Below are 12,134 nucleotides of genomic sequence, written 5' to 3' on the forward strand. Positions count from 1 at the left end.
AGTAAGAGTGTTTTTGGTTTGTAACAAGTTGATGGTGAGTGTGTTGTAAATTGCAACGTTTTTGCAACGCTTGAAATTTGGCGTTTAGGGAGCGCATTGGGTAGTTTTAACTATGCCAATTCCGAAACTATATCGCCAACCTAAGTTTGTGCTACTACTGCTAGCACTTCTGTTTGGAGTGTTGGTGGCGGGGTGTTGGTATGGTTACCAAAAACAATTGAAAAACTTGGAAAAACAACTCTACGACCTCCAACACAAGATGCAAACCCAACGCTTTATGAACGCAAAATTACGCTACCTTACCCTGCTTCTGTGCATTTTTTCTTTCGGGCTTTTAGCCCAAGTGACGCCGCAGGGCAGCCTGAGCGGCAACCCCATCTGCCCCGGTGCACAGGCTACCCTTACTTTCACCGCCACGGCGGGGACGGGTCCCTTTACGGTACGCTACACCGACGGCAATGCCATCCGTACCCAAACGGGGGTGACGAGTGGCACCCCTTTTAACGCTATGAGCAAAACCACCGCCACCAAGACCTATACATTACTGAAAGTGACGGGTTCTGACGGAGGGATACGCAACGGTGGCTTCACTGATGCTACGGGAACGGTTACGGTCAGTGCGCGTCCTGATTTGAAAGACCTGACTTTATCCCCCATCGCCCCCGTGTGTGCGGGCTCAAATGCCACCTTATCCCTCAGCGGTTTTGTACAAACCCGGAGTTTTCGATCCAAACCGCCCATCACCACCTTGATCAATGGGGCCTCTTCGGTCTATTCGGCAGATTTGGACGGCGACGGGGACATGGACGTGCTGTCGGCTTCTGTCAATGACGACGAGGTCGCCTGGTATAAAAACGATGGAAACGGAGGATTCGGGCCGCAAATCATTATCAGTACTTCGGCAGATTTTCCTACTTCGGTGTATGCGGCGGACTTGGACGGTGATGGGGATTTGGACGTATTGTCTTCTTCGATTTATGATCATAAGATCGCCTGGTACAAAAACGATGGCAACGGCGGATTTGGACCACAATCCGAGATTACTACTTCAGCGAACGGAGCCAATTCGGTGTATGCGGCGGATTTGGATGGGGATGGAGACTTGGATGTGTTGTCTGCTTCTATCAATGACAGCAAAATCGCGTGGTATGAAAACAACGGTAGCGGAGGATTCGGGCCGCAAACGGTGATCAGTACTGCGGGCTCCGGAGCGCAGTCGGTATATGCCGCGGATTTGGATGGTGACGGAGATATGGATGTGTTATCGGCTTCTTCTAATGACGATAAAATCGCGTGGTACCAAAACAACGGCAGCGGCGGGTTTGGGCCGCAGAACACAATCAGTACCGCTGCCGATGGAGCTGCCTTTGTGACTGCGGCGGATTTGGACGGCGACGGCGATATGGATGTGCTGTCGGCCTCTCAATTGGACAGCAAGGTGGCGTGGTACCGAAACAACGGCAGCGGTGGATTCGGAGTACAGAACATCATCAGTACCGCAGCAGGTGGAACCGCATCGGTTCATGCGGCAGATTTGGACGGCGACGGCGACTTGGACGTGCTCTCGGCATCTGGTCAGGACAACAAGGTCGCCTGGTATGAGAACAACGGTAGTGGAGGATTCGGAGCGCAAATCGTGATCAGCAATACGACGGGCTTTGCCTATTCGGTGTATGCGGCGGACTTGGACGGCGATGGCGACATGGATGTGCCGGTGGCGGCCTACCAGGGCGACCGAATCGAATGGTTCGAAAACCGTACACCCTTCGGCAACAATGCCACGGTGACCTACAATGTCGGGGGTGGGGTGCTCCAAACGGTGACCGTGCCTGTCAATTCGGGCAGCGCCTCCCTTACCTTGACGGCCCCTAAAGCGGGGCTGCTGACCTTACTCAAAATGAGTAACGGCGGCCCTTGCGCCACGAGTACGGGTAAAACCACCCAACTCCGCCATTTGCCCCGCCCCGATCTGAAAGACCTGACGGCGGGTCCCATCGTCCCCCTGTGTGCGGGCTCAGATGCGACCCTGCCCCTCAGCGGTTTTGTCCAAACTCAGAGTTTTCAATCTAAACCATCTATCAGCACCGTTGCCAACGCGGCTATTTCGGTGTATGCAGCGGACTTGGACGGTGACGGAGACATAGACGTGCTGTCGGCGTCTTTAGCTGACCAAAAGATCGCGTGGTATAAAAATAACGGCAACGGCACATTTACAACTCAGTCTTCCATCAGTACCTCGGCCAATGGAGCTGCTTCGGTATATGCGGCAGACTTGGACGGGGACGGAGATTTGGATGTGTTATCGGCTTCTTTGGATGATGACAAAATCGCGTGGTATAAAAACGACGGCAGTGGTGGGTTCGGAGCACAGCAGGTAATTAGTACCTCGGCCAATGGAGCTGTTTCGGTGTATGCGGCAGACTTGGACGGCGACGGAGACATGGACGTTCTGTCGGCTTCTTTGGTTGATGACAAGATTGCGTGGTATAAAAACGACGGCAGTGGTGGGTTCGGAGCACAGCAGGTAATCAGTACCGTCAATGGGGCTGCTAAGGTGTATGCGGCAGACTTGGACGGGGACGGAGATTTGGATGTGTTATCGGCTTCTGTCAATGACGACAAAATCGCGTGGTATAAAAACGACGGCAGTGGTGGGTTCGGAGCACAGCAGGTAATCAGTACCGTCAATAGGGCTGTTTCGGTGTATGTGGCAGACTTGGACGGGGACGGAGACATGGACGTTCTGTCGGCTTCTTTGGATGATGACAAGATTGCGTGGTATCAAAACAACGGCAGCGGTACTTTCACGGCTCAGCCCTCTATCACTACCTCCGCTGACGTGGCTGAATCGGTGTATGCGGCGGACTTGGACGGGGATGGGGATATAGACGTGCTGTCGGCTTCTTCCAATGATAATAAAATTGCGTGGTATAAAAACGACGGCGGCGGCACTTTTACGACTCAGACCTCCATCAGCACCTCGGCGAGTAGTGCCCGATCGGTATATGCGGCGGACTTAGATGGGGACGGGGACATGGACGTTTTGTCGGCTTCTGTCAATGATAACAAGATTGCTTGGTACGAAAACCGCACGCCCTTCAGCGGCAGTGCCGCCGTGACCTACACCGCCGGAGGCGGGATACCCAAAACGGTGACCGTGCCTGTCAATTCGGGCAGCGCCACGGTAACGCTAACAGCTCCTAAAGCAGGTGCCGTCACCGTCCTCAAAGTAGCCAATGCCGACGGCTGCTCGGCGGGGGTAAGTAAATCTACCCCACTCCGCCACCTGCCCCGCCCCGACCTGAAAGACCTGACTTTATCCCCCATCGCCCCCGTGTGTGCAGGCTCGAATGCGAGTTTATCCCTCAGTGGATTTGTGCAAACCCGTAGTTTTCAAACTCGCTCAGCTATCACCACCTCGGCGAATAGTGCTCAGTCAGTGCATGCCGCAGACTTGGATGGAGACGGTGATTTGGATGTGCTGTCGGCTTCTGAGTCTGACAAAAAGATTGCGTGGTACCAAAACGACGGTAGCGGTAATTTCGGTTCTGAGATTGTGATCAGTACCTTAGCCATGGGGGCTTTGTCTGTATATGCGGCAGACTTGGATGGGGACGGAGATTTGGATGTGCTGTCGGCTTCGTTCAACGACGACAAGATCGCGTGGTATCAAAACAATGGCAGCGGTGGGTTCGGAGCGCAGCAGGTAATCAGTACCGCCGACGGGGCTGAATCGGTGTATGCAGCGGATTTGGATGGGGATGGTGATTTGGATGTGCTGTCTGCATCCTCCGAGGATGACAAGGTCGCGTGGTATAAAAACACCGGCAGCGGCGGGTTCGGAGCGAAGCAGGTGATCGGCACCGCCGACGGGGCTGTTTCAGTGTATGCAGCGGATTTGGACGGGGATGGGGATTTGGACGTGCTGTCAGCGTCTTTTATTGATGACAAGATCGCGTGGTATAAAAACAATGGCAGAGGTGGATTCGGAGCACAGCAAGTGATCAGTACCGCCGCTGACGCGGTTTCTTCGGTGTATGCAGCGGACTTGGATGGGGACGGGGATTTGGACGTGCTGTCGGCGTCTTATAGTGATGATGAGATCGCGTGGTATCAAAACAATGGCAGCGGCGGGTTCGGAGCGCAACAGGTGATCAGTACCGCCGCCAACGGAGCTATTTCGGTATATGCGACGGACTTGGACGGGGACGGGGACATGGATGTGATGTCAGCGTCTATTTTAGATGACAAAATTGCGTGGTATCAAAACAACGGCAGCGGTGGGTTCGGAGTGCAGCAGGTAATCAGTACCGCCGCCAACGATGCTCAGGCGGTGTATGCAGCGGACTTAGATGGGGACGGGGACATGGACGTTTTGTCGGCATCTGCCAATGACAACAAAATCGCGTGGTATGAAAACCGCACGCCTTTGAGCGGGAATGCCACGGTGACCTACAATGTCGGGGGTGGGGTGCCCCAAACGGTGACTGTTCCCGTCAATGCGGGCAGTGCTACGGTAACGTTGACGGCTCCTAAAGCGGGGCTGCTGACGTTGCTCAAAATCAATAATGGCGGCCCTTGCGCCACGAGTACGGGTAAAACCACCCAACTCCGCCACCTGCCCCGCCCCGACCTGAAAGACCTGACGGCGGGTCCCATCGCCCCCGTGTGTACGGGCTCAGATGCGACCTTAGCCCTCAGCGGTTTTGTGCAAAATCAAAGTTTTCAAACCCATCCTCCCCTCAGCACCTCGGCGAATTTTACCACCTCGGTGTATGCGGCGGACTTGGACGGCGACGGCGACATGGACGTGCTGTCTACTTCTGTCAATAACGATAAAATCGCGTGGTACAAAAACGACGGCAGCGGAGGCTTCACCGAACAACCTGCCATTAGCACCTTGGCGGATGGCGCTTGGTCGGTGTATGCGGCGGACTTGGACGGGGATGGGGACTTGGACGTACTCTCCGCATCTAACGATGATGATAAAATCGCTTGGTACAAAAACGACGGCAGCGGGGTCTTCACCACGCAACCTGCCATTAGCACCTCGGCCAATGGTGCCGTCTCGGTGTATGCAGCGGACTTGGACGGCGACGGGGATATGGATGTGCTATCGGCTTCTGTCAATGACGACAAAATCGCGTGGTACAAAAACGATGGCAACGGTAGCTTCACCGAACAACCTGCCATCAGCACCTCGGCGGATGCTGCCTTCTCAGTGTACGCGGCGGACTTGGACGGTGATGGGGACTTGGATGTGTTGTCGGCTTCTCGCTCTGACAACAAAATCGCGTGGTACAAAAATGACGGCAGCGGGGGGTTTACCACCCAACCCGTCATCAGCACCTCGGCGAATGGCGCTTGGTCGGTGTATGCGGCGGACTTGGATGGCGACGGAGACCAGGACGTGCTGTCGGCTTCGTTTCGTGACAACAAAATCGCATGGTACAAAAACGATGGTAGTGGAGGCTTCGTCGAACAAACGGCCATCAGTACCTCGGCGACTACCGCCCTCTCGGTGTATGCGGCGGACATAGACGGTGACGGGGATGTGGACGTTTTGTCGGCTTCCACGAGTGACAACAAAATCGCGTGGTACAAAAACGATGGTATTGGAGGCTTCACCGAACAAACGCCTATCAGCACCTCGGCGAATGGGGCCTGGTCGGTGTATTCGGCGGACTTGGACGGCGATGGGGACTTGGACGTGTTGTCGGCTTCTCAATATGACAACAAAATCATGTGGTACGAAAACCGCACGCCTTTCAGCGGCAATGCGAGCGTCAGTTATAAAATAAACAGCGGCAGTACCCAAACCGCTCCTATCACTGTCAGCAGCGGCAGTGCTTCGGCTGTCATTGCTTCGCCCGTCAGTGGCACGCTGCAACTATCCAAAATCACGGCGGCCAACGGCTGCGAAACTCCTGCCACTAACTCCGCGCCTCTTTCGGTTGATCCTACCAGTGTAGGTGGTACGGTTAGTTCTGCTCAAAGTATCTGCACAGGTACTTCCCCCGCCGATTTGACTCTGAGCAGTCAAGTAGGAAATGTGGTTCGATGGGAAAAATCTGCTAACTCAACCTTTAGCAGCCCCGTCTCTATTTCCTCCACATCAACGACCTTGACGAGCGCACTCATTGGTAACCTCACGGCCCATACTTACTTCAGAGCGGTAGTGAAAAGCGGAGTATGTAATGAAGCCACTTCGAGTTCTGTATTGATTACGGTGAACTTATTACCCACGGCTACGATTTCGGGGACAACGACGGTGTGTAAAAACAGTTCATCGCCGACCATTACTTTCACGGGGGCAAATGCGACAGCACCCTACACGTTTACTTATAAAATCAACGATGGAACGCCCCAAACGGTGACGACGACAGGTGGAAACAGCGTGACGGTGGCAGCGCCGACGGGAACGGCAGGCACGTTTGTGTATAGTTTGATAAGTGTCTCAGAAAGTTCGTCAACGGCTTGTAGCCAAGCCCAAAGCGGCAGCGCGACGGTAACGGTAAATCCCTTACCGACAGCGAGTATTTCGGGCACAACGACGGTGTGTAGAAACAATCCATCTCCTAGCATCACTTTCACGGGCGCGAATGCAACTGCACCTTACACGTTTACTTACAAAATCAACGATGGCCCAGCCCAAACGGTGACAACTACAAGTGGCAACAGCGTGACAGTGGCAGTGCCGACGGGAACAGTGGGAGCGTTTGTGTATAGTTTGGTAAGTGTCTCGGAAAGCTCTTCAACGCCTTGTAGTCAAACCCAAACGGGCAGCGCGACGGTAACGGTAAATCCTCTGCCGACGGCGGGTATTTCAGGCACGACGACGGTGTGTAGAAATAGTTCTTCGCCCAACATCACCTTCACGGGAGCAAATGCAACAGCACCCTACACGTTTACCTATAAAATCAACGATGGAGCGCCCCAAACGGTGACGACTACGAGTGGCAACAGCGTGACAGTTGCTGCCCCGACGGGAACAGTAGGTACGTTTGTTTATAGTTTGATAAGTGTCTCGGAAAGCTCTTCAACGGCGTGTAGCCAGACGCAAACGGGCAGCGTGACGGTGACGGTAAATCCTTTACCAACGGCCACGATTTCAGGCACAACGACGGTGTGTAGAAACAGTTCATCGCCGAATATCACTTTTACGGGCTCAAATGCGACGGCACCCTACACGTTTACCTATAAAATCAATGATGGAACGCCCCAAACGGTGACAACTACAAGTGGAAACAGCGTGACAGTTGCTGCCCCGACGGGAACAGTGGGGGCTTTTGTGTATAGTTTGGTAAGTGTCTCGGAAAGCTCTTCAACGGCGTGTAGCCAGACGCAAACGGGTAGCGCAACGGTAACGGTAACCCCTTTGCCAACGGCCACGATTTCAGGCACGACGACGGTGTGTAGAAACAGTCCATCGCCTAGCATCACCTTCACGGGAGCAAATGCGACAGCACCCTATACGTTTACTTATAAAATCAACGATGGCCCTGCCCAAACGGTGACAACCACGAGTGGAAACAGCGTGACGGTGGCAGCGCCGACGGGCACAGTGGGAGCGTTTGTGTATAGTTTGATAAGTGTCTCGGAAAGCTCTTCAACGGCTTGTAGCCAGACGCAAACGGGTAGCGTGACGGTAACGGTAAATCCTTTGCCAACGGCCACGATTTCAGGCACAACGACGGTGTGTAGAAACAGTTCATCACCAAACATTACCTTCACGGGCTCAAATGCGACGGCACCCTACACGTTTACCTATAAAATCAACGATGGTTCAACACAAACGGTAACAACCACAAGTGGAAACAGCGTGACAGTTGCTGCCCCGACGGGAACAGTAGGCGCGTTTGTGTATAGTTTGATAAGTGTCTCAGAAAGCTCTTCAACGGCGTGTAGCCAGACGCAAACGGGCAGCGCAACGGTAACGGTAAACCCTTTGCCTACGGGGACGATTTCGGGGACAACGACGGTGTGTCAAAACAGTACTTCGCCAAACATCGCCTTCACTGGGGCAAATGCGACGGCACCTTACACATTTACTTACAAAATCAACGATGGCCCAGCCCAAACGGTGACAACCACGAGTGGCAACAACGTGACGGTAGCAGCGCCGACGGGAACAGCGGGGACGTTTGTTTACAATTTGGTGAGTGTCTCGGAAAGCTCCACGACGAGTTGTAGTCAAGCCCAAAGTGGCAGTGTGGAAGTCAAAGTACAAGGCAAACCCACGATTACGCTTACTACACTGCAACAAACCTTGAACGAAGGCAATTCACAAACTTTCTGCGACACGGATGCCAATCCTGTTAACAGTTTACAGTTTACGGTTACGGGGTTGTGTGTGGTAGGTTCGCCCGTTTGGCGCGTACAAGTGGGCAGTGGTGCTTGGAGTAACTGGTCGGCGACAGCCCCCGTTTCCCAATCCTCCAATAACCAACCCCACCGTTACCAAGCAGCTTGTGACGCGAACTGTTCCGTGACTTATACGTCACCGATTGAGTTGACGATAAATTACCGTTCGACCGTTCCGCAGAATGTTTCTTTATTGGTGGACGGGGTGACAGTTGCCGTAGGCGAGACGAAGGAAGTGTGTAGTTTGGTGAATATGCCTCTTACATTTAATGCCAATTGCGGAGCTCACGAAGTGATGATTTATTCGGTGGATGGTGGCGAGTACAGTGCGGGTGTACCCGTAGGCTTGGTGGATAATCAGTACCACAATTACCGCGTGCGGTGCCGCAAATCAGACGGAATGCCTTCGTGCGTGGAATCTGAGTCGGGGGTGATGCGCTTAAAACTGATCACCATTCCATCAGCGCCGACGGTCTCATTGTCATCAACAAGCAGTTGTAACCCATCGGCGAGTTTCAGCGGCCAATCAACTTGCGGCAGTTTGCGCACGGTTTGGTACAATGCGACGACGAATTTGGCTTTGCCAAGCTTACCTTCAACCGTTCCAAGCCAAACGACGTCGTACTACGCTCGTTGTCAAACGGAAAATGGTTGTGTAAGTGAAAAGAGTAATGTGGTGACGTTTACGTTAACCTCAACCCAAGTCGCTCCTATAATCACAGCTTCACAAGAGATTGTGTGTACGGGTACGACGGTCACGATTTCGGCCAACTGCCCCACAGGAAGTCAGACGTTTTGGAACACGGGAGTCACTGCGCCAAGTTTCGAGGTCGCTTTCAATAATGTGACGAAGCAAACCTACTGGGCAAAGTGTCTTTTTGAAGGTGGCTGTCAAAGTTCGGAAAGTGTCCGCAAGGATATTTATTGGAATGCGTTTGTGGTGACGTTGATCAACATTGGTGAATCAAAATCAGCCATCAAAACCAATGACCGCGCGGCGTGGCGTAGTCAGTTTATCACGCGTGATGGTGGCCCTGAGTTGGAGCAAAGCACGCAGGTAAATCCAACTTTGTATTACGTAGAAAATGCCAATAAGACAGCCCCTCGCTACTGGACAATAAATGTTGAAGCCTGTGGATTAAGTGCCGATGGCTCGTTGACGTTCGATATGTTGGCGACGCCAGAAATGGGCGTGATTCGTTCCTTCAACACGCACGAGAACAACGTGCCGTACTTTATGTATGCCAACCGTGATGGCTGGACGGAGCTTTATGCCCAAAACCATCCAGCGTACGGCTTTTACCAAGACAATGGTGCAGGTGGTAACGTATATGATTCGGGGTTACCCAAAGGATTGTACAAATTAGGCATTCGTTACTGGGACCAAAAGGGCTGGGGCAGCATTTACCCCTCTACCCGCAAACCGCAAGGTAACGTGTTGGCCTACCAAGAATACTGGTTCCGTATCCAGTCGCGAGATGGAGTAGGGGTAGGAGCAGCGAGGACAGCGGACAGCGAAGGGGCAAATGGCAAAGGGCAAGGAGCAAGAGGCGAAGGGCAAGAGGCAAATGGCAAAGGGCAAGGTTCGGATAACGGGTCTTTTGCTTCGGTCATGCCCAACCCTGTGACTAACGTTCTCCGCCTGAAGGTTCAAGACAGCAAGGGGCAAGTGGTGCAAAGTACGTTGATGGATGCAACAGGTCGGGAAGTTTTGCGTCGTCAATTTGTGCCCGAAACCAACACCCATCAAGAGGAGTTTGGGGTAAGTGAATTGCCGACGGGAATGTACTTCTTGAAGGTGACGACAGAAACACAACAAGCCACCTTGAAAGTGGTAAAAGTGCTTTAATTTTTCGTACAAAAAGCCATAAAACAATCCAAAAAATAAGGGGTAACCCTTATATCTTTTGGATTGTTTTTGCTATTTATTTGTGGCCTCTAAAACAACTACGAATGTTTATGAAGTCACTTTATCCATTAGTAAAGCAAAACGTTAATCAATTATTCTTATTTATTCTCATTTTTTGTGTTTTTCAATCAAGAAAAACGTGGTCTCAAACCAGCCCCAAAACGTTTAATCCAATCTATGCGATAAGCAGTTCGGGTGGAATTCAGACGTTCACAGTACCTACTGGGGTTACGAGCATTACGATTACTGCCAAAGGAGCAGCGGGTGGTAATGGAAAATCAACGGGTGGCAAAGGAGCCACGGTAAAAGCGACTTTTTCGGTGGCTTCAGGTGCTGTACTCAACATTGTTGTGGGTGCGCAAGGGGCAAGTAGAGATGACAGATACGGCGGTGGTGGTGGTGGAAGTTTTGTAAGCGTTGGTGCTTTTAATACGACCAATTTATTGGTAGCCGCAGGAGGTGGTGGTGGAAATGGCGACCAGCCAGGAGGAAACGCTTCCACGGAGCCAGGGTCGGGTGAGGGTGGAAATTATGGAAATGGGATGACTGGCGGCGGTGGTGGCGGCGGTGGCATCAATGGTACGGGTGGAGATGCTGGGTATGACTTCCAAGGTGGTGGGGGTGGTTCGGGTGCTCCTGAAGGTTTTGAAGGAGGAAAGTCGGGTATTAGCGGTACATTTGGTGGCTATGGTGGTGGTGGTGGCAGTGGCTATGGTGGCGGTGGAGGTGGTGGCTACACTGGAGGTAATGGGGGAAACGAAAGTGAAAGTGGCGGCGGCGGTGGCGGTGGGTCTTATACCAAAAGTGGTGCAACTGCCAAAACAATATCCATCGATAATACGGGCGGAGGGCAGGTAATTATTGAGTGGATTTCCGCTTTGCCTAGCTTTGCGTTTAGTTCATCCGTACAGCCAAGTACGTGCGGTGGGTCTGATGGTGCCCTTTTATTTACCACTGATTTACCTGCCAATAGTTATCAGTTATTTTACAAGAAAAATGGCAGTGAGCAATCGGCGATGATTACAGTGGGTAGCTCCAATACGCGGGTAGCAGCTGGGGGAGGAACTTTTAGCTTGACAGGTTTAGGAGCAGGGACGTATAGTGCTTTCAAAATCACCCACAATGGCAATGATATTACGTTGGCGGGCCCCTACGATTTGTCTGATCCCGTGAAGCCGACGTTTTTGGTGGGGACAAAGGTATCACCGAGTACGTGCAATTCGACGAATGGGAGCATTCAGCTAACGGGCTTGTCGTTGAGTACGAGCTACGGCGTGAGTTATCAGAAAGACGGCGGGGCTGCGGTAACGCAGACGTTGGTGAGCGACGCCTCGGGGAATCTAGTGATAGGGAGTTTAGGTTCAGGCAATTACAGCAATATCAAAGTAACGTTGAAGAATTGTGTAAGCGAATCGGCGACGGCGGTGGTGAGTGCCCCTACGTTCAGCATGAGCCAACTCAGCAGCGTAAATCCAAGTACGTGCGGCGGGGTGGATGGTTCGATTTTGTTTTCAACGACGTTGCCCACGGGGAGTTACACGTTGAGCTACGAGAAAAACGGTCAATCGAGTTCGGGTTCAATTACGGTGGGAACGCCAAGCGGCCGCGTGGGTGGAATGTCAGCTACGTTTACGTTGTCGGGACTAGGCGCGGGCATTTATGGTAAGTTCAAAATCCTGTACGAAGGTTGTGAAGTTACGTTGGCGGGCCCCTACGATTTGTCTGATCCCGTGAAGCCGACGTTTTTGGTGGGGACAAAGGTATCACCGAGTACGTGCAATTCGACGAATGGGAGCATTCAGCTAACGGGCTTGTCGTTGAGTACGAGCTACGGCGTGAGTTATCAGAAAGACGGCGGGGC

General features: G+C 52.6%; 1 protein-coding gene and 1 pseudogene. Both read left to right on the top strand.

Annotated elements, in window-relative coordinates; genetic code table 11:
- Window positions 1-112 precede the first annotated feature (112 nt).
- The gene (locus tag FHS57_RS30700) at window positions 113-10,213 is read left to right on the top strand and encodes a T9SS type A sorting domain-containing protein (protein WP_221225780.1); all 10,101 of its coding nucleotides are present in this window, start codon (window positions 113-115) and stop codon (window positions 10,211-10,213) included.
- A 110-nt stretch (window positions 10,214-10,323) separates the two neighbouring features.
- Window positions 10,324-12,134, top strand: a pseudogene (locus FHS57_RS30705) (hypothetical protein); the annotation flags it as partial.

Source organism: Runella defluvii, from assembly GCF_014195535.1.
Lineage (GTDB): Bacteria > Bacteroidota > Bacteroidia > Cytophagales > Spirosomataceae > Runella > Runella defluvii.

What these genes read in the sequence shown, in the direction of transcription:
- FHS57_RS30700 (WP_221225780.1), top strand. Translation starts at nt 113, where the DNA reads ATGCCAATTCCGAAACTATATCGCCAACCTAAGTTTGTGCTACTACTG.